18 protein-coding genes are annotated in these 18,846 nt (G+C 68.3%); 11 read left to right on the top strand and 7 right to left on the bottom strand.

Translation table 11 applies throughout. The annotated features are described in order from the left end of the window. Positions 1-117 precede the first annotated feature (117 nt). The 3 genes from HWX08_RS05990 to HWX08_RS05980 all read left to right on the top strand — a co-directional run bounded on the left by HWX08_RS05990 (position 118) and on the right by HWX08_RS05980 (position 2,564). Positions 118-1,077 carry a LysR family transcriptional regulator gene (locus tag HWX08_RS05990; protein WP_174922098.1) on the top strand — a complete coding sequence of 320 codons (960 nt, stop codon included), beginning with the start codon at positions 118-120 and terminating at the stop codon, positions 1,075-1,077. A 102-nt stretch (positions 1,078-1,179) separates the two neighbouring features. Beyond that, the gene (locus tag HWX08_RS05985) at positions 1,180-1,971 is read left to right on the top strand and encodes a uracil permease (protein WP_174922097.1); all 792 of its coding nucleotides are present in this window, start codon (positions 1,180-1,182) and stop codon (positions 1,969-1,971) included. Between the two features lie 59 nt (positions 1,972-2,030). Next, positions 2,031-2,564, top strand: a complete 534-nt coding sequence (locus HWX08_RS05980; RefSeq protein ID WP_208454945.1) for an SRPBCC family protein — start codon at positions 2,031-2,033, stop codon at positions 2,562-2,564. Here the strand turns inward: HWX08_RS05980 and HWX08_RS05975 are convergent. Further along, on the bottom strand, positions 2,518-3,240 hold the full coding sequence (locus tag HWX08_RS05975) for a haloacid dehalogenase type II (RefSeq protein WP_107314761.1): 723 nt from the start codon (positions 3,238-3,240) through the stop codon (positions 2,518-2,520). The genes HWX08_RS05980 and HWX08_RS05975 overlap by 47 nt on opposite strands. A 518-nt stretch (positions 3,241-3,758) precedes the next feature. Between HWX08_RS05975 and HWX08_RS05970 the strand changes: the two genes are divergently transcribed. Next, a complete protein-coding gene (locus HWX08_RS05970; protein WP_174922096.1) occupies positions 3,759-6,008 on the top strand; it encodes a putative bifunctional diguanylate cyclase/phosphodiesterase in 2,250 nt (749 codons plus the stop codon). A 20-nt stretch (positions 6,009-6,028) separates the two neighbouring features. Here HWX08_RS05970 and HWX08_RS05965 read toward each other — a convergent pair whose 3' ends face one another. The 4 genes from HWX08_RS05965 to HWX08_RS05950 all read right to left on the bottom strand — a co-directional run bounded on the left by HWX08_RS05965 (position 6,029) and on the right by HWX08_RS05950 (position 8,831). Beyond that, positions 6,029-7,096 carry a diguanylate cyclase domain-containing protein gene (locus HWX08_RS05965; RefSeq protein ID WP_174922095.1) on the bottom strand — a complete coding sequence of 356 codons (1,068 nt, stop codon included), beginning with the start codon at positions 7,094-7,096 and terminating at the stop codon, positions 6,029-6,031. Positions 7,097-7,151: 55 nt separating this feature from the next. Beyond that, positions 7,152-8,156, bottom strand: a complete 1,005-nt coding sequence (cheB, locus tag HWX08_RS05960) for a chemotaxis response regulator protein-glutamate methylesterase (protein ID WP_174922094.1) — start codon at positions 8,154-8,156, stop codon at positions 7,152-7,154. Further along, positions 8,153-8,473, bottom strand: a complete 321-nt coding sequence (locus HWX08_RS05955; RefSeq protein WP_174922093.1) for a hypothetical protein — start codon at positions 8,471-8,473, stop codon at positions 8,153-8,155. Before HWX08_RS05955 ends, cheB begins: the two co-directional genes overlap by 4 nt. Before the next feature lie 133 nt (positions 8,474-8,606). Next, entirely contained in the window at positions 8,607-8,831 is a 225-nt protein-coding gene (locus HWX08_RS05950; RefSeq protein ID WP_069259607.1) for a hypothetical protein, read from the bottom strand. Between the two features lie 346 nt (positions 8,832-9,177). Here HWX08_RS05950 and HWX08_RS05945 point away from each other — a divergent pair, with 346 nt between their 5' ends. From HWX08_RS05945 to HWX08_RS05925, 5 genes are all read left to right on the top strand, one after another. Further along, the gene (locus tag HWX08_RS05945) at positions 9,178-9,867 is read left to right on the top strand and encodes a DUF969 domain-containing protein (protein ID WP_069259608.1); all 690 of its coding nucleotides are present in this window, start codon (positions 9,178-9,180) and stop codon (positions 9,865-9,867) included. Further along, the gene (locus HWX08_RS05940) at positions 9,864-10,814 is read left to right on the top strand and encodes a DUF979 domain-containing protein (protein ID WP_174922092.1); all 951 of its coding nucleotides are present in this window, start codon (positions 9,864-9,866) and stop codon (positions 10,812-10,814) included. The genes HWX08_RS05945 and HWX08_RS05940 overlap by 4 nt, the downstream gene beginning before the upstream one ends. Positions 10,815-10,832: 18 nt before the next feature. Beyond that, complete coding sequence (locus HWX08_RS05935; RefSeq protein WP_174922091.1) at positions 10,833-11,855, top strand: DUF2891 domain-containing protein; 1,023 nt, start codon at positions 10,833-10,835, stop codon at positions 11,853-11,855. A gap of 115 nt (positions 11,856-11,970) precedes the next feature. Further along, positions 11,971-12,294 carry a hypothetical protein gene (locus tag HWX08_RS05930; protein WP_107314756.1) on the top strand — a complete coding sequence of 108 codons (324 nt, stop codon included), beginning with the start codon at positions 11,971-11,973 and terminating at the stop codon, positions 12,292-12,294. An 84-nt stretch (positions 12,295-12,378) separates the two neighbouring features. Further along, on the top strand, positions 12,379-12,531 hold the full coding sequence (locus tag HWX08_RS05925; protein WP_157126855.1) for a hypothetical protein: 153 nt from the start codon (positions 12,379-12,381) through the stop codon (positions 12,529-12,531). Positions 12,532-12,585: 54 nt separating this feature from the next. Here the strand turns inward: HWX08_RS05925 and HWX08_RS05920 are convergent, their stop codons facing one another. Then, a complete protein-coding gene (locus HWX08_RS05920; protein ID WP_174922090.1) occupies positions 12,586-14,826 on the bottom strand; it encodes a TonB-dependent receptor in 2,241 nt (746 codons plus the stop codon). Between the two features lie 322 nt (positions 14,827-15,148). On the opposite strand from HWX08_RS05920, the gene HWX08_RS05915 reads away from it, so the two are divergent. Then, complete coding sequence (locus tag HWX08_RS05915; protein WP_174922089.1) at positions 15,149-16,213, top strand: asparaginase; 1,065 nt, start codon at positions 15,149-15,151, stop codon at positions 16,211-16,213. Positions 16,214-16,286: 73 nt separating this feature from the next. Here HWX08_RS05915 and HWX08_RS05910 read toward each other — a convergent pair whose 3' ends face one another. Beyond that, positions 16,287-17,261, bottom strand: a complete 975-nt coding sequence (locus HWX08_RS05910) for a LysR family transcriptional regulator (RefSeq protein ID WP_174922088.1) — start codon at positions 17,259-17,261, stop codon at positions 16,287-16,289. A gap of 141 nt (positions 17,262-17,402) precedes the next feature. Between HWX08_RS05910 and HWX08_RS05905 the strand changes: the two genes are divergently transcribed. After that, positions 17,403-18,809, top strand: coding sequence for an aspartate ammonia-lyase (locus HWX08_RS05905; RefSeq protein WP_174922087.1), 1,407 nt, complete (start codon positions 17,403-17,405; stop codon positions 18,807-18,809). Positions 18,810-18,846: the final 37 nt, after the last annotated feature.

The raw sequence follows: 18,846 nt of genomic DNA, 5'->3' as shown, positions 1-18,846 counted from the left end.
GGTCACGGTCGAGTATAGTTATGCGCAGATTCATCATGTACCGATAAAGAAACCGGTTGGATGTGCATTTATGCATATCGACGGCCGGCCCGGAGACCCCCGCTTTTTTCCTCGCCGATGCGACACGCCACCGAGCCGGTTTCCGGCAACCTGAACTGGGACGACCTGCGCTTTTTCCTCGAAGTCGCGCGCACGCAGCGCGCGAGCGGCGCCGCGAAGCGGCTCGGGGTCGACTACACGACCGTCGCGCGCCGCATTCGCGCACTCGAAGCCGCGATGGGCACGCTGCTGTTCGACAAGTCGCGCTCCGGCGGCTTCACGCTGACGGCCGAAGGGCAGCGGCTCGTCGCGTACGCGGACGCGATGGAGACGACCGTGCAATCCGCGTGCGATCAGATCGCGAATACCGGCGAGGCGCTGTCGGGCCACGTGCGGATCGGGTCGACCGAAGGGTTCGGCTGCTTTTTCCTCGCGCCGCAGCTCGCGCGGTTTCGCGCCGCGCATCCGCACGTGACGGTCGACCTGCTGCCGGTGCCGCATTTCGTCAACCTGCCGAAGCGCGAGGCCGACCTCGCGATCACGCTCGAACGGCCCGAGCGCGGGCCGTACGTGGTCACGAAGCTGTGCGACTACCGGTTGCGGCTCTATGCGACGCGCGACTATCTCGCGAATCACGCGCCGATTACCTGCACGGACGATCTCGCGCAGCACGCATTCATCAGCTACGTCGACGATCTCGCGTTCAGCAACGAACTGCTGTACCTCGACCGCGCGGTGCCGGGCGCGACGGCCGGCTTGCGTACGACGAGCGTGATCGCGCAGTATTTCGCGGCGCTGCAGGGCGGCGGGCTCGCGATCCTGCCGTGCTTCATGGCGGCCGCGCAGCCGGCGCTGGTGCCGGTGCTGCCGCACGACGTGGTCGTCACGCGGTGTTTCTGGCTGACGTGCCGCGAGGATCTGCGCAAGCTGCGGCGCGTGACCGCGCTGTGGGACTACCTGCGCGCGGCGGCGGATGCGAATCGCGCGTTGCTGTCGGGGGAATCGGGCACGCTGCGATTCGTCGGCGAGCCGGAATAACGGCGTGGCGGACGCGACGGTCGCCGTGGCGACGACGCGATCGATCCATAGGAAAAGAACGGCCGACGAAGCGCAACCGGCCGGTTATCGGGGGAAACGTCGATGGCTTTGACGCATGCGGGCAAGGTTTTCGTGGTCTGTGTGGCCGTGTTCGGCGTCGCCGCGTACTGGCTCGCGTCGCGCATGGTGCGCCGCCAGACCGGCGGCAAGCGCGGGTCCGGCGGCGCGGTCGCGTTCTGGTGGCTCGTGTGCTTTTGCCTCGTGTCGCTGTTCTTCCCGTTCGCGTACTGGATCGGCGACGAACTCTACGAACTGGCGGTGTCGCCGAAATACGAGGCGACCGTAGTGTCCTACCAGTCCGAGTGGGACACCTGCGAGAGTCGCGACAGCAGCGGGCGCACCGATCGATACCCGTGCATCAAGTACACGTCGATACTGGAAGCCGTGATGCCGGATGGCCGGCGGGTCGTGCTGCCGGGCAACATCCGCTCGGGCAACGTGCCGGAGATCGGCGAGCGCGTCGATGTCGTCTTGCCGCCGAGCGCGCATCAGTTGCACGAGCGCAGCGTGCGCAGTATCGGCCTGCTGGCCGGCGGCGGGCTGATGGTCGCGATGATCGGGTACTTCCTCTACCTGATCGCGGCGTACGGCGCGGGCCGGAACCTCGACCGCGCGGCCCGCTTCGGCGTGGCGGCGGTCATCAACGGGCTCGTGCCGCTCGGCGCGCTGCTGATGGAAATCGCGTTCCTGAGCGTGCCTTACCGCTACTGGATGCGCGGCAATCCCGACGACTGGCCGGTGTGGGTGCTCGCGCTTGCGCTGCTGTTCGCACTCGCGCTGCTGCCGTTGCTGCTCATCTACGCGCGAACCGCGTGGCGCGCGGTCGTGAAGTAACGCAGACGGCGGCGCGCGTGTGCGATCATGGCCGCACCGACAGCCGCCCGGAGACGCTCGTGGAAATTCATTCGCAGTGGACGTTCGATTGCCGGCCCGAGCACATCTGGCCGCATTTCCTCCATGCCCGGATGGACGACACGCGGCCGTTGCTGTTCCGCCTCGGCGTGCCGAAGCCGGTCAGCTGCCGCGTGCTCGAAGGCGTGCCGGCGGTCGGCAACACGCGGCAGTGCACGACCGATCGCGGCACGATCGACCAGCGGATTCTCGTGCTCGACGAAAATCGCCGGCTGCGTTACCGGATGGTGGCGTCGACGGTATGGTGTCGCGCGTGGGTCGGGCTGCTGGAGGACGAATTCACGCTGACGCCCATCGACGGCGGCGGGACGCGCGTCGAGCGGCGCACCGTCTTCAGCGCGCGCGGTTTCTTCAGGCCGGTGCGGCAGATCGGGTTGTGGCTCGCGCTGCAGCAGGCGCACCGGTATGCGGCGCGCAACTGGCGGCGTCTGGCGATGGGGGCGCAGGGGCAGGCCGCGCCGCCCGCGGTCAACCCGGGCAACCGAGCCGATCGGCGAGTTCGTTCAGGTCCCTGACGTCGAAGTCCCACGCGTCGTCGGCTTTCAGGTCGGTCGTCTGGCCGGGGCCGTGCTCGGTCGGCCGCAGCACGAACGCGGTCGACAGCCCCTGCCGGCGCGCGGCCGCGAGATCGCCGTTGTGCGCGGCGACCAGGCACAGCTCGGCCGGTTCGATGCCGAGGATCTCGACCGTCCCGCTGTACACCTGCGGCGACGGCTTGTACGCGTGAACGACTTCCGCGCCGAGAATCGCATCCCAAGGCAGCCCCGCGCGTTTCGCGACGTCGACCATCAGCCGGATGTTGCCGTTCGACAGCGGCGCGATGATGAAGCGCCGCTTCAGCCGGTGCAGTGCCGCGACGGCGTCGGGCCACGGGTCGAGGCTGTGCCATGCGAGGTTGAGCGCGTCGATGTCGGCGTCGGGCACGTCGACGATCCCGTAGCGGTCGAGCGTGCGGACGAGGTTCTCGCGGTGCAGCACGTCGAGCCGCACGTAGCGGCGGCGCCCGCTGCGGACTTCCTCCATCGACGGCGAATATTCGGCCCGCCACGCATCGGCGAACTCGAACGGGTCGAGCGCGGGCGCGTGGCGATCGAGGAACGCGGCGGCGCCGCGTGCGACGCCGCTTCTCCAGTCGACGATCGTTCCGAAGACATCGAAAACGAGCGCCTTGATTTCGGCAGGGTTCGTCATGGTGATCCCTTGAGGGTCGATCGCTGAAGTGTCGAATCGACGTGTCGCCGGATGGCGCGACGCCGGTTCGATCGACATTGAATCACGGATACGGCAACGCGGCTGGGCCGGCCGCCCTGTCGAACCGCCCGGCGGCGGCCGCGCGGAGGGCGGGCCTGCCGGCACGACGATACCGCGCGACGTCGGCACCGGTGAAGCAGGGCGCCGCCACAATCTGACGAATCGTTTTCAAACGCGGTGCGCGCCCGGCGCGGCGTTGCGCCGGGCCGTCGCGCCGGATGCCGACCTTTCGATAAGCTGACTGTCGGCTGCCCGGCCGCGCCGACCGCGCGTAACCCCTGATACGCGCGGATGCGCCGATTGCCATGGATTGGTGTTAAATATATTTTCGCGCGTTGGCACGGCGCGCAATACGGGGCGCACCGGGTATCGGCGTAAGCCCGGGGCGAAATACGGCACGCAGGATCGAAGACGAAACGGGCGCACCAGACCCGATCGGACAGACGGCAGGATTCATCTTGAATACCGAACCGCAAAGTTCTCGTTACAGTCTCGGGCTCGCGGCGGAAGTGCTCGCGTCCGAACAAAGCGTGCTGAGGCTGATCACGCGCAACACGCCGCTGCCGGAGCTGCTGGCCGAAGTCTGCCGGCGTGCCGAAGCGTTGCTCGGCGACGGCGCGTCGTGCACGATCCTGCTGCTCGATCCCGACGGCGTGCACGTGCACGTCGGCGCCGCGCCGTCGCTGCCCGCGCAGTACAGCGCGGCGGTCGAAGGCGCGTCGATCGGCCCCGCGGCCGGCTCGTGCGGCACGGCCATGTATCTGCGCCGGATGGTCGCCGTCGAAGACATCGAAACCGATCCCCTGTGGGCCGACTACCGCGCCGTCGCGTTGCCGCTGGGCTTGCGCGCGTGCTGGTCGGTGCCGTTCCTCGACGACACGGGCGCGGTGCTCGGCGCGTTCGCCGTCTATCACCGCACGCCGCGCCTGCCGGGCGACGTGGAAACCGAACTGCTGCGCGACATCGGCAACAGCGTCGGCCTGGCGGTGCACCAGGACCGGATGGTGCGGCAGCTCGCGCGCAGCGAGGAGCATCACCGGCTCGTCGTCAACAGCCTGAACGAAGGAATCCTCGTCGTGTCGCGCGACGGCGTCGTGGTCGCGAGCAATCCGAGCGCGAACCGGATGATGCGCGTGAAGGGCGACCTCGTCGGCCGCCGGCTGTCGACGGTGATCCTGCGCAAGCTGCACGAGGACGGCACGCCGATCGCGCCCGACGACTGGCCGAGCCGGCGCGCACTGATGACGGCCACGCCGCTGCTCGACTACACGGTCGGCTTCGGCCTCGCGGACGGCGACATCATCTGGGTGCGCGGCAACGCGGTGCCGATCGTGAAGCCGGGCGAGACGCAGGCCGATTCGGTGCTCGTGTCGTTCAACGACATCGGCCCGGTGCGCGAAGCGCAGCAGCAGTTGCGCTACATGGCCACGCGCGATGCGCTCACGGGTCTCTACAACCGCCGCTGGCTCGCCGACCGCATGCGCGAGCTGTTCGGCGGGCGCGATGCGGCGGCCGGCCCCGCACGCGTCGCGATCCTGTTCATCGATCTGGTCGGCTTCAAGAAGGTCAACGACACGGCCGGCCACGACGCCGGCGACGCGCTGCTGCGCAGCGTCGCCGCGCGGCTCGCGGCCTGCGCGGGCGGCCGCTATGCGCTCACGCGCGTCGGCGGCGACGAATTCGTGATCCTGGTCGACGACTGCGACGATCCCGACCGGCTCGCGGCGCTCGCGCGCGAGGTGATCGACGCGATCGCGAAGCCGTTCGCGATCGCGAACAACGAATACTGGCTCGGCGTGTCGATCGGCATCAGCGTCGCGCCGCGCGACGGCGACGATGCCGTCACGCTGATGCGCAACGCCGATTCGGCGATGTACGACGCGAAGCAGCGCGGCCGCAACCACTTCACGTTCTTCACCGCGCAGCTTAACCTGCGGCTGCAGCGCCGCTTCGCGATCGAACAGTCGCTGCGGCGCGCGCTGTCGTCGGACATGCTGCGGCTCGCGTATCAGCCCGTCGTCGATGCGCGCAGCGGCCGCACGGTCGGCGCCGAAGCGCTGCTGCGCTGGACGAGCCCCGAGCTCGGGCCGATGTCGCCGGCGGAGTTCATTCCGGTCGCGGAAGATACGGGGCAGATCGTCGCGATCGGCCAGTGGGTGCTCGAAACCGCGTGCCGGCAGGCGGCCGAATGGCGCCGCACGATCGCGCCCGACCTGATGCTGGCCGTCAACCTGTCGCCGCGGCAGTTCCACGAAGGGCTCGTCGAATCGGTCGGTCGCTGCCTCGCGCAAGCGCGGCTCGATCCGTCCGCGCTGGAGCTCGAAATTACTGAAGGACTGCTGATGAACGACACGGACACCGTGCTGCCGATGCTCGAGGCGCTCACGGACATGAACGTGCGGATCTCGGTCGACGATTTCGGCACCGGCTATTCGTCGCTCGCGTACCTGAAGCGCTTTCCACTGCACAACCTGAAGGTCGACCGCTCGTTCGTGTCGGGCGTGCCCGATCATCACGACTCGGTGGCGATCACGCAGGCCGTGGTCGCGATGGCGCATTCGCTCGGGATGAAGGTCACGGCCGAAGGCGTCGAGACGCAGGCGCAATCGTGGTTCCTGCAGCAGATCGGCTGCGACATGCAGCAGGGCTACCTGTTCAGCCGCCCGCTGGACCCGAACGACTACGCGCGCCGGCTCGGCGCCGCGTGAGCGCGGCGCGCGCGCGGCGTTCAGCCGGCGCGCGGCGTGCCGAAACCGCCGGGCGTGGGCGTGGGCGCCGGCGGCGGCGCATCGATCTCGACGCGGTTCTTGCCGTCGTGCTTCGCGCGATAGAGCGCGCGGTCGGCCGCTTCGATCAGCACGGTCGTCGGCAGGCCGGACATCGGCACGATGCTCGCGCCGCCGATGCTGATCGTCACGGAATCGCCGGTCGACGAATGCGCGTGCTGCAGCCGCAGAGCCTCGACCGCGAGGCGGATCTTCTCGCCGAGCAGCCGCGCGGCGCCCGGCGACGTGGCCGGCATCACGACCGCGAATTCCTCGCCGCCGAAACGCGCGGCGAGCTCGCCCGACTGGCCGAGGCAGCGCTCGATGGTCGACGCGATCTGCTTGAGCACGCCGTCGCCCGACACGTGGCCGTACGTGTCGTTGTACAGCTTGAAGTTGTCGACGTCGATCATCAGCAGCGACAGCTCGCTGCGCTCGCGCGTGCCGCGCCGCCATTCGGCGGCGAGGTATTCGTCGAGATAGCGCCGGTTCGACAGCCCGGTCAGGCCGTCGGAATGCGTGAGGCGGCGCAGCTCGAGATTCGCTTCGAGCAACTGCTGCTGCGATTGCCGCAGCGCGCGATAGGCCTCGTCGCGCTGCAGCAGGTTCATGTACGAGCGCGAGTGGTAGCGCACGCGGGCGACGAGCTCGATGCGGTCGGGCAGCTTCACGAGGTAGTCGTTCGCGCCGGCCGCGAACGCGGCACTCTTGATCACGGGCTCTTCCTGCGTCGACAGCACGATGATCGGCACGTCGCGCGTCGCCGGATTCGCGCGATACGCTTTCACGAGGCTCAGCCCGTCGATGCCGGGCATCACGAGATCCTGCAGGATCACGGTCGGCCGCGTCTCGATCGCGGTGGCCATCGCGTCGTCCGAGCGCGGGCAGTAGTGGAAATCGATGCCTTCTTCGTCGACGAGCGCGCGTCGCACGGCTTCGGCGACGATCGTCTGGTCGTCGACCAGCAGCACCATCGCCGGCACGTCGACGGGCGGCATGCCGCCTGGCGGGCGAGTCAGGTCAATGGTCATGGTCGAGGCGGGTGGGGGCGAGGGCAGGCATGGGTGTTGCGCGTGTTGATCGGGCTCAGATTCGTGCCAGCGCCGCCAGTTCGCCCGCGATGCGCCCGAGCGGCAGGATCGCGCGCGCCGCGCCGAGCGTCGCGGCCGCCTTCGGCATGCCGTACACGGCGCTCGTCGCTTCGTCCTGCGCGATCGTATGGTAGCCCTTCATCCGCAGCGCCTTCAGGCCGATCGCGCCGTCGCGGCCCATGCCCGTGAGCAGTACGCCGATCACGCGGCCGGGCCAGTGTTCGGTCAGGCTGTTGAAGAACACGTCGACCGACGGACGATACGGCGTGGCGGCCGGCTCGCGCGTGTATTCGAGGGTGCCGGCGCGCGTGATGCGCAGGTGGTCGTCGGTCGCGGCGAGCAGCGCGACGCCCGGTTGCGGCCGGTCGCCTTCGCGCGCGACGCGCACCGTGAGCGGCGTCTGCCCGTCGAGCCATTGCGCCATGCCTTCGGCGAATGCGCGGTCGACGTGCTGGACGATCACGATCGGCGCATTGAAATCGGCCGGCAGGCTGCCGAGGATCGACGCGAGCGCGCCGGGGCCGCCGGCCGATGCGCCGATCGCGACCAGCGGGCCGCCCGCGGTGCGGGAGGCCGTGCCGGCGACGCGCGCGCCGCCGGGTGCGTCGAGCAGGCGGCCGATCTGGTCGATCTTCGCGAGCAGCAGCCGGGTCGTGTCGCCGGCCGCGCCGTCGCCGAGCCGCGGCGTATCGACCGCGTCGAGCGCGCCGGCGCCCATCGCCTCGAACACGCGCCACGCATTCGCGCCGATGCAGCTCGTCACGATCAGGATCGCGCACGGTCGTTCGGATCGCATGATCCGCCGCGTCGCTTCGATGCCGTCGAATTTCGGCATGATCAGGTCCATCAGCACGACGTCGGGCGGCTGCGCGGCGCACAGCTCGACGGCCTGCGCGCCGTCGGTCGCGACCCACAGCACGCGGTGCTCGGGCCGGCGCGCGATCGCGCGGCGCATCGCCTCGACGGCAAGCGGGAGGTCGTTGACGATGCCGATGTTCACAAGCGGAATTCTCCGGTCGGTTCGTAATGTTGGAGGTAGGCCGGGTTCATGGAAGGGGCTGCCGGTTCGGCGCCGCCGTACGGCATCGGCGGCCGGACGGCACGGCATTCTTTTTGGTTGGCGACGCCCCGCATGCTGTCATGCGGCGCGGGCGGCGGCAATCGAAAAATTTGCGCATTGCGCTGTTTCAGTACGTTTCCTCTATCCTGTTTGCGGGCCGCGGCGAAGTCGAAGTGCTCACGACGGAACGCGACCGCGCCGGCAACGGTGCGGTCGCGAACCTGCCGACGATCTTCACGCAGGCCGACTACAGGCAACTGCGCGCGGGCCGGCGGTTCGACATCGGCGCCGGCGCGCTGGCACGTCGGCCGCGTAGCCCGCGCACATCCGTCGCCCGGTTCAGCGGGCGAAGGCGGAAACCGGCAGCGCACCAGCTGCGCGGCTGCGCCGTCAATGGCTGCGCGCGTACCCCTGGATCAGCGCGCGCATCATTCCTTCGACCGTCGCGTCGAGCAGGTCGCTTTCCTGCTCGGATTCCTCGACGAGCGCGGCATAGGCGGTCGCGAGCGTCACACGATCGACCTCATGGTGCTGTTCCATCAGCGTCACCATCCCGTCCTTCGCCAGATGAGCGGAGAACGCGCGGCTGCCGATGGTCTGGAATACGTCAATCATGGCGGCTCTCCCGTCCGTTGCCGATGCTTTCCAGTGTAGTCGGCGCACCGCGGCCACGCCACGCGCGGCGACTCGTCGCACGCCGCCCCCGGCGAGCGAACGTGCGTGCCGCGACCGGTGCGCCCGCGCCGCGCGCCGGCCGCCGACCGACCACCGATTCATCGGATGAAACACCCGCGACACATGGGCCGGGCACGGTGTCTGCATCGTTCAACGTTTACCCGAAGCTGCAAATCGTCGACTATTTATCGATAAAGTATCGTGTTAGATTGCGCCGACCGAGCCCGGTCCAAACCGGGCAGGCTGCGCGGGCCAACGCGCCGCGCGTCCGAAACAAGGAGGAGCAATGCTGGTGCTGATTGGAGTGCCGATCGTCGTGATCGGCTTTGCGCTGCGCTTCAATGCGCTGCTGGTGGTCACGATCGCGGGGCTCGCGACGGGGCTGGCGGGCGGGCTGAATCTCGTCGACATCGTCAGCGCGTTCGGCAAGGCGTTCACCGAAAACCGCTACATGGGGCTCATCTGGCTGACGCTGCCGGTGATCGCGCTGCTCGAGCGCAACGGGCTCAAGGAGCAGGCGAAGCGGATGATCTCGCGCGTGCAGGCAGCCACCACGGGCCGCGTGCTGATGCTGTATTTCGTGTTGCGCCAGGCGACGGCCGCGCTCGGCCTCACGTCGCTCGGCGGTCATGCGCAGATGGTGCGGCCGCTGATCGCGCCGATGGCCGAGGCCGCCGCCGTCAACCGGCACGGCGAGCTGCCCGAAGCGGTGCGCCAGCAGATCCGCGCGCATGCGTCGGGCGTCGACAACGTCGCCGTGTTCTTCGGCGAGGACATCTTCATCGCGATCCAGTCGATCCTGCTGATCAAGGGCTTTCTCGAACAGAACGGGATCGCCATCGAGCCGCTGCACCTGTCGGTGTGGGCGATCCCGACGGCGATCGCCGCGCTGCTGATCCACTGCACGCGCCTTGCGCTGCTCGACCGCCGGCTCACGCGCGGCTTCGGGCTGGTGGGGCAGGAGGGCGCGCGATGATCGGCCTCGAATCGCTGTACACGCTCGCGGGCCTGATGTTCGCCGCGTTCGCGTACTTCAACCTGACGGACCGCACGAATCCGCGCCGCGTCGTCAATTTCGCGTTCTGGGCGATCTACGCGGCCACGTTCCTGTTCGGCGCGCTGCTGCCGCATTTCGTGACGGGGTGCCTCGCGATCGCGCTCGCGGTGATCGCCGGCTCGGGCAAGCTCGGGCGCGGCAAATCCGACGAAGCCGGGGAGGCCGCGGCAGTGCGGCGCGAGACGCTCGCGCAGCGTTTCGGCAACCGGCTGTTCCTGCCCGCGCTGCTGATTCCGGTCGTCACGCTGATCGGCACGTTCGCGCTGAAGCTCGTGCCGTTCGTCGAGCAGAAGAGCGTGACGCTGATCTCGCTCGTGCTCGGCACGCTCGTCGCGTTCGCCGTCGCACTCGCGATGCTGCGCGATTCGCCGGTGCATGCGGTGAAGGAGGCGCGCCACACGATGGACGCGGTCGGCTGGGCCGCGATCCTGCCGCAGATGCTCGCGGCGCTCGGCGCGCTGTTCGCGGTCGCGGGCGTCGGCGGCGTGGTGTCGGGGCTCGTGAAGGACTGGGTGCCGATCGATTCGCCGTTCGCGGTGGTTGCGGCCTACACGGTGGGCATGGCGCTGTTCACGATGATCATGGGCAACGGCTTCGCCGCGTTTCCCGTGATGACGGCCGGTATCGGCCTGCCGCTGATCGTCCACCAGTTCCACGGCAACCCGGCGATCGTCGGCGCGATCGGGATGCTGAGCGGCTTCTGCGGTACGCTGATGACGCCGATGGCCGCGAACTTCAACATCGTGCCGGCGGCGCTGCTCGAACTGAAGGACAAGAACGGCGTGATCAAGGCGCAGTGGCCGACGGCCCTGCTGCTGCTCGCCGTGAACACGCTGCTGATGTATGCATTCGCTTTCCGCTTCTGACCGATGGACAAGATGCCCATGACCGACCGACTCACGCCCGAACTCGCCTCGAAATTCGCGTCGCTCGCGCTCGCGCACCTGACCCGCGAATATCCGAACAAGCTCACGCATTCGCTCGCAGGCCCGCACGACGTGCAGGGCCCGCGCGCGCTGCATCCGATCTTCTACGGCAGCTACGACTGGCATTCGTGCGTGCACGGCTACTGGCTCGTGCTGCGCGTGCTCGAACGCTATCCGGCGTTGCCGGAAGCCGAGCGCATCGTCGCGACCGTCGATGCGCACTTCACCGATGCGAACGTCGCCGGCGAGCGCGCGTATCTCGCGCTGCCGCACAACAGCGGCTTCGAGCGGCCGTACGGCTGGGCGTGGCTGCTCGCGCTCGCCGCGCAGCTCGAGCGGCTCGCGCTGAAAGGGGCGATGCCGCAGGCCGCGCGCTGGGCGAAGACGATGGCGCCGCTCACCGAGCTCTTCGTGTCGCGCTTCGAGACGTTCCTGCCGAAAGCGACCTATCCGCTTCGGGTCGGCACGCACTTCAACACCGCGTTCGCGCTCGCGCTCACGCTGGACTTCGCGCGCGACACGCAGCGCGACGGGCTCGCGGCGCTGATCGTCGATACCGCGAAGCGCTGGCACCTGAACGACGTCGGATGCCAGGCGTGGGAGCCGTCGGGCGACGAATTCCTGTCGCCCGCGCTGATGGAAGCCGAGCTGATGCGGCGCGTGCTGCCGGCCGCCGAATTCGACGGCTGGTTCGCGCGTTTCCTGCCCGATCTCGCGCGCGGCGAGCCGGCGACGCTGTTCGAGCCGGCGACGGTCAGCGATCGCAGCGACGGCAAGATCGCGCACCTCGACGGGCTGAACCTGAGCCGCGCGTGGTGCCAGCGCACGCTCGCCGGCGCGCTGCCGGAAGGCGACGCGCGGCGCGCGAAGCTGCTCGACGCGGCCGACCGCCATCTCGCGAGCGCGCTCGCGCACGTGGCCGGCGACTACATGGGCGAGCACTGGCTCGCGACGTTCGCGTTGCTGGCGCTGGACGCATAGCGCGCGAAACCCCGCAGGCGGCAAGGTCTTCGGCGCGCGGCTATACTCGCCGCTCGGGCCGTCTCGTGCGATGCAGGGTGCGCGACGCGGCCGTCCTTCCGTTCACTGCCTCGCCATGGACAAGCTCATTTCGTACGTTGCCGCGATCCACGGACTCCCGGGCCCGGTGTCGGTCGTGTCGCATGCGACGTCGCACGACCGCTGGACCGACGACGACGTCGAAGTCACGCGGGCCGAAACCGAATACCGCTTCGACAACGGCGCGATCGTGCGCCGCTCGGTCGAGCAGGACCGCGCGCCGTCCGATCTGCTGTGCGCCGAATGCTGGATCGACTACGACGTGATCCGGCAGCCCGATGCGCAGCCGATCAGCCCGACGCGGCAGACGTTCGACAACGCATGCCGCGAAACCTTCTGGTTGCGATACCACCTCGCGTGAACGTGTGAATGCGTGAGCGCATGAGCGCGTTCGACATACAGCACCGCGATCGACGAAGCGGCCGCGAGGCTCCGCGAGCAGCAGGTGAACGATGCGATCGCGCGCGGTGCGCGGCTGCTGGTCGGCAAACCGGCGCCGTTCGGCGGCGTGAAGGATTCGGCGCTCGGCTACAAGGAAGGCGTGCAGGAAGCGATGAAGCGCTTCACGAACGCGAAGGCGCATTCGCTTCCGTGGTGAATGCGAGCGGGAAGGGCGCATCGCACCTTCCCGCCGCTACCGGCAAGGTCGGTATTACTGATAGAAGTTGAGCGTGACCATCGCCGAACGGCCCGGCGCCCACGTCGCGTAGATCGGATACGCGCTCGCGTAGTACTTCTTGTCGAACAGGTTCTGCACGTTCAGTTGAACGTCCATCGTCTTGTTCACGCGCCACGTCGCCGCCGCGTCGAAGCGCGCATAGCCGGGCGTCCACTTCTTCGTCGTCGCCGATACCGACGCATAAGTCTGGCTCATCACCGTCGCACCGGCGCCGAGCGTGAGCTTCGGCATCACGTCGTAGCTCGTCCACAGCGTGAAGTTGTGCTTCGGCACCATCACCATCGGCAGGCCCGATGCGCCCGGGCTGCCGGGGCCGGCGTCGGTCGTGATCGCGTTCAGGTACGAGTAGCCGCCGAACACGTGCCACTTCGGCGTCACGTTGCCGGCGAAGCCGAATTCGAAACCGCGCACGCGCTGCTTGCCCGCGTTCACCGTGTGGCCGAGGCCGTCGCTGACGCGCGCGTTGGTCTTCTCGGTCTGGAACAGCGCGGACGTCAGCGACAGCTGGTCGTGCAGCACGTCCCACTTCGCGCCGATCTCGATGTTGCGCGAACGCTCGGGCGCGAGATCCTGATTGGTCGCGGTGATCTGGTCGGTGCCGCCGCCGAGGCCGCCGTTCGAGCCCGGCGGGTTCGACGACGTGCCGTACGACGCATACAGGCTCACGTTGGTCACCGGCTTGAACACGAGGCCGAACTGGTAGCTGAACAGGTTCGACGTGTTCGACAGGTCGGCCACGCCCGCCTGCTTGCCGGTCGTGTCGTAGCGGTCGAAGCGCAGCCCCGTGTTGAACTGCCAGCGCTCGGACAGCTTCACCGTATCGAAGATGTACGCGGAAACCGTATCGGTGCGCGTGTTCGTCGTCGCGCCGGGGAAGCCCTTGTCGCCGTTCAGCACGATGCTGCCGGTCCACGGCATGTTCGGGTTCCAGCCGCCCGCGAGCGGCGTGCAGTTGCCGGCCACCGAGCACGGGCCGCCCGAGCGGATGTTGTTGCCGGCCGAATCCGACACGAGATAGCCCTCGTAGCGCGCCTGCTCGTGGCTGAACTCCACGCCGGCCGTCATCGTGTGCTTCATGCCGAACAGGCTCGCGCTGCCGGTCACTTCCGTCTGGTTCGAGAAGCCGTTGAGCGCGTACTTGCCGCTCTTCGCCTGCAGGCTCAGCATGGACGGGTTCGACGCGAGGATCTGCGGATTCGTCGCGACGTAGTCGAGCGTCGAACGACCGAACATCGTCGTGTTCTTCAGCTTCCAGTCGTCGTTGAGCTTGTGCTCGACGCGTACTTCGGCGGTGTCGGTCTGCCCGTAGCGGTAATCGCGCGTGTTCAGCCCGAAGAACTGCCCGCGATCGGTCGGCACCGGCGTGCCGCCCGACGCGCGGAACGGCACGCTGAAGTCCGGCATGTCGTACGAGTTCATGTGGTAGTAGCTGACCGTGACCGTGGTCGGCGTGTTCAGCCCGAACACGACCGACGGCGCGACGCCCCAGCGCTTGTTGTACACGTCGTTGCGGCCGGCCTGGTTCGCGTCGTGGCCCATCACGTTCAGGCGCACGGCCGTCGTGTCGTTGAGCTTGCGGTTCGCGTCAACCGTCGCGCGCTTGTAGCCGTCGGTGCCGAAGCCGATGCTGCTGTTGATGAAGTCGTCGTTCTTCGGCGTCTTCGTGACGATGTCGATGCTGCCGCCCACCGAGCCGCGCCCGGCGTAGACCGAATCGGGGCCCTTGATCACGCTGATCTGCTCGACCGCGAACGTCTCGCGGTTCTGCAGCCCCGAGTCGCGCATCCCGTCGACGAAGATCGAGTTGCGCGATTCGAAGCCGCGAATCACCGGGCGATCGGCCGACGGGTTCGCGGCCGCGTCGCCGCCGAGGAACGTGATGCCCGGCACCGAGCGCAGCGCGTCGGCGAACGACGTGACGTTCTTTTCCTTGATCAGCTGCTCGGGGATCACCGTGACCGAACGCGGCGTGTCGAGCAGCGGCGCGGTGAACTTGTACGACGGCGAACGCTTCACCTGCATGTCCGACGGCGCGGTGGACTGGACCGTGATCGTCGGCAGCGTGGCCTGCACGTCGGCGGACGGGGCGGGCTGGCCGGCGGCGGGTGCGGGAGCAGGGGCGGTTTCGGCGGACGCGAGCAGCGGGGTCAGGAATACGGAGCAGGTCAGCGCCGACACGAGGGCGCGAGGCCTCGTCTTGAACTGGGCGGGCATAGCGAGAGGCAGCAAAAGGTTCGGTGAGCGGGCGCGTCTTCTCGATGGCGGCGCGGCGGGCGCGCGGATCGGAAAACGTCTATGTAAATGCGTATGATTCGTATTTGCGGTCGCAATTGTACGGATTGGTACTAATTCTGTAAACGATCGAATGGTTTCTGTACTAATCCGGTCAGGGTTTTGTGGGGGCGCGCTTGCCTTTGCGTCGCGTGCAACACCGCTTTCCATCGCCCGGCCGGCGCGCGGCGGCGACGACTCGCTACACTGCCGTACCGGATGGACGGGCCCCGGCAAGCGGCCCCGAGCAAGGAGACAACACACGATGGACACCCCACGCGCAGCAGTCGTCACGTACCGCGGCGATGCGATCGAGAACACGCACGTCGCCCATGTGGCGGTGGTCGACGCCGGCGGCCGGCTGCTGGCCCGGTTCGGCGATCCGTTCCGGATGACGCTCGCGCGGTCGGCGGCCAAGCCGGCCCAGGCGCTGTCGGTGATCGAGACGGGCGCGCCCGAGCGTTTCGGCTTCGACGATGCGGACATCGCGCTGATGTGCGCGTCGCATAGCAGCGAGGACCGGCATATCGAACGCACGCGCGCGATGCTGGCCAAGGTCGCCGCGCACGAATCGGATTTGCGCTGCGGCGGCCATCCGCCGTTGTCCGACGCGGTGTACCGGTCGTGGATCAAGCGCGACTACACGCCGACCGGCGTATGCAGCAACTGTTCGGGCAAGCACGTCGGGATGCTGGCCGGTGCGCAGGCGATCGGCGCCGCAATCGCCGATTACCATCTGCCCGACCATCCGATGCAGGTGCGCGTCAAGCAGGTGGTGGCCGACGCGTGCGGGCTGCGCGACGACGAAGTGGACTGGGCGATCGACGGATGCAACCTGCCGACGCCGGCGTTTTCGCTGGACCGGCTCGCGCGTCTTTACGCGTCGCTGGCCGACGGCGCGGACAAGGTGGACGCGGGCGCCGGCGCGCTCACCGATCGCGTTCGCGCGCTGGCGCGCATTCATCGTGCGATGACCGCGTATCCGGAGCTGGTGGCCGGCGACGGACGCTATTGCACGGTGCTGATGCGCGCGTTCGACGGGCAGGTGGTCGGCAAGCTCGGCGCCGACGCATGCTACGGGATCGGCGTGCGGGCATCGGCGCGCACGCGGGAACTGGGCGCCGACGGCGCGCTCGGCATCTCGGTGAAGATCGAGGACGGCAATCTCGACGTGCTCTACATGATCGTCAGCGAACTCCTCGAGCGGCTGCAGATCGGCACGGCCGCGCAGCGCGCGCAACTGGCCGCGTTCCACCGGCCGCGGATGCTCAACACGCAGGGCGTCGAGATCGGGCGCGCCACGTTCCCGTTCGAATTGCAGGCAGCCTGAACGGCGCCGATGCGCAGCTGCCGCCGGCCCGCGCATCGGGCCGTGCGGGGCGGCGCGCGCATGAACGCGGGCGCTATGCGCGCGCGCCGCGAATCTTCGTCAGTTCGAGTGCCGACAGCTCGCCGATCTGTGCGAGGTGTTCCGCGAGAAAATCCTTCAGCACGCGCAGCTTCGCCGAACTGCGCCGGTTCGCCAGATACGCGATGTAGATGTATTCGCCGGTCAGCCGGTTCTGCAGCCGGTAGCGCGGCAGCACGGCTTCGAGCCGGCCGCTCGCGAGCAGGTCGCGCACCAGCCAGATCTCGAATTCCGCGATGCCGAGCCCCGCGCAGGTCGCTTCGAGCAGCAGCTCCGAGTGGTCGGTGACGAGGTTGCCGCCCGGCAGCACGCTGTGCTGCGCGTCGTCGCGCACGAAAAACCAGCGCGGATCGCCTTCGGGATGCACGTAGCGCAGGCAGTTGTGGTGCTTCAGGTCGTCCGGCGTGGCCGGGCGCCCGCAGCGGTCGAGATAGCCGGGCGTCGCGCAGAGGATGCTGTCGTTGCGCGACAGGCGGTGGACGACGAGGTTGTCCAGGTAGTTCTCGCCTTCGTGAATGTCGAGATCGAAGCCGCCGGCCACGAGGTCGTTGTGGTTGTCGGTGAGCCGCACGTCGAGCTGGATCGTCGGGTAGCGCGCCAGGAACGGCGCGACCAGCGGCGCGAGGTGGCGGCGGCCGAACGCAACCGGCGCGGTGAGCTTCAGCGGGCCGCTCGGGTGGGCATTGAGTTCCGCGACGACGCGCAACGTGTCGTCGAGATCGGCGATCAGCGTGACCGCGCGTTCCAGGTAGATATGGCCGGCTTCGGTGAGCGTCACGCTGTGCGTGGAGCGGTGCAGCAGCGCGACGCCGAGCGCTTCCTCGATCGCCGTGACCTTGCGCGCGACGGTCGACGTCGACACGTGCATCTCCTTCGCGACCGCCGAAAAACTCCCCGTTTCGACCACCCTGACGAACGTGCGCATCGCGCCCAGGTGATCGACGCCGGTTTCTCTCGCGCCTTTTTTCATTCGATTCTCGCTGTTGCATTCCACGCAAAACCGCTTTCGATAATACAGAGGCGAGCATGTTTTTGCAAAGGCATAGAATGCGAACCCGTCGCGTCGGGAAGCGGCGAACGACGGGCGGCACGAGACATTCAGGAGGGCACGATGGCAGAAAACGGCTTCCGCGTCGAAGCGGATCTTTTAGGTAAGCGAAGCATTCCGAATGAGGCCTACTACGGCGTCCACACGCTGCGAGCGAAAGAGAATTTCGACATTTCCGGCCGCACCATCGCGTCGCTGCCGTATCTCGTGATGGCGCTCGCCGCCGTCAAGGAGGCCGCAGCGGACGCCAATTGCGAACTCGGGCTGCTGTCGCAGCAGCATCGCGACGCGATCGCCGCCGCGTGCGTCGAGATCCGCGAAGGGCGCCTGCACGACCAGTTCGTCGTCGACATCATCCAGGGCGGGGCCGGCACGTCGACCAACATGAACGCGAACGAGGTGATCTGCAACCGTGCGCTCGAAATCATGGGGCACGCGCGCGGGCAGTACGACTATCTGCATCCGAACGAGCACGTCAATCTCGCGCAGAGCACCAACGACGTCTATCCGACCGCGATCCGGGTCGCGACCTGCTTCGCGCTCGAACATCTGCTCGAGGCAATGGCGCGCCTGCGCGATGCGTTCGCGGAACGGGCCGATGCATTCGCCGGCTTGCTGAAGCTCGGCCGCACGCAGTTGCAGGACGCGGTGCCGATGACGCTCGGCCAGGAGTTCTCGACCTATGCGGTGATGCTGACCGAAGACATCGCGCGGCTGCAGGAAGCCGGCTGGCTGATTCGCGAGATCAATCTCGGCGCGACCGCGATCGGCACCGGGATCACCGCGCATCCGCAGTACGCGGAGAAGGCGCTCGCGGCGCTGCGGCGCATCACCGGGCTCGACCTGAGCACCGCGCCGAACCTGATCGAAGCGACGCAGGATTGCGGCGCCTTCGTGCAGGTCTCGGGCGTGCTCAAGCGGATCGCCGTGAAGCTGTCGAAGATCTGCAACGACCTGCGGCTGCTGTCGAGCGGCCCGCGCGCGGGATTCGGCGAGATCAACCTGCCGCCGGTGCAGGCCGGCTCGTCGATCATGCCGGGCAAGGTGAATCCGGTGATCCCGGAAGTCGTGAACCAGGTCGCGTTCGAGGTGTTCGGCAACGACCTGACCGTGACCTTCGCCGCCGAGGCCGGGCAACTGCAGCTCAACGCGTTCGAGCCGGTGATCGCCAGCGCGCTGTTCCGCAGCTTCAGCCACCTGACCGCCGCGTGCACGACGCTCGCGCAGCGTTGCGTGAGCGGGATCACCGCGAACCCGGAACGGCTGCGCGAAACGATGGAGCGTTCGGTCGCGCTCGCGACCGCGCTGAACCCGTACATCGGCTACAAGCGCGCGACCGCCGTGGCGGCCGAAGCGCATGCCACCGGCAAGTCGATCCGCGAGGTCGTGCTGGAACGCGCGTGGATGACCGATGCGCAGCTCGAAGAGGCACTGCAGCCCGACGCGCTGATCCGGCCGCGCGTGCTGTGACGCCGCCCGCGCGGCGCCGGCGCGTGCCGCCGGCGGC

The sequence above is a fragment of the Burkholderia metallica genome, from assembly GCF_902832845.1.
Lineage (GTDB): Bacteria > Pseudomonadota > Gammaproteobacteria > Burkholderiales > Burkholderiaceae > Burkholderia > Burkholderia metallica.
Note: the sequence above shows the minus strand (reverse complement) of the source record. Positions and strands in the feature narration are given on the sequence as shown.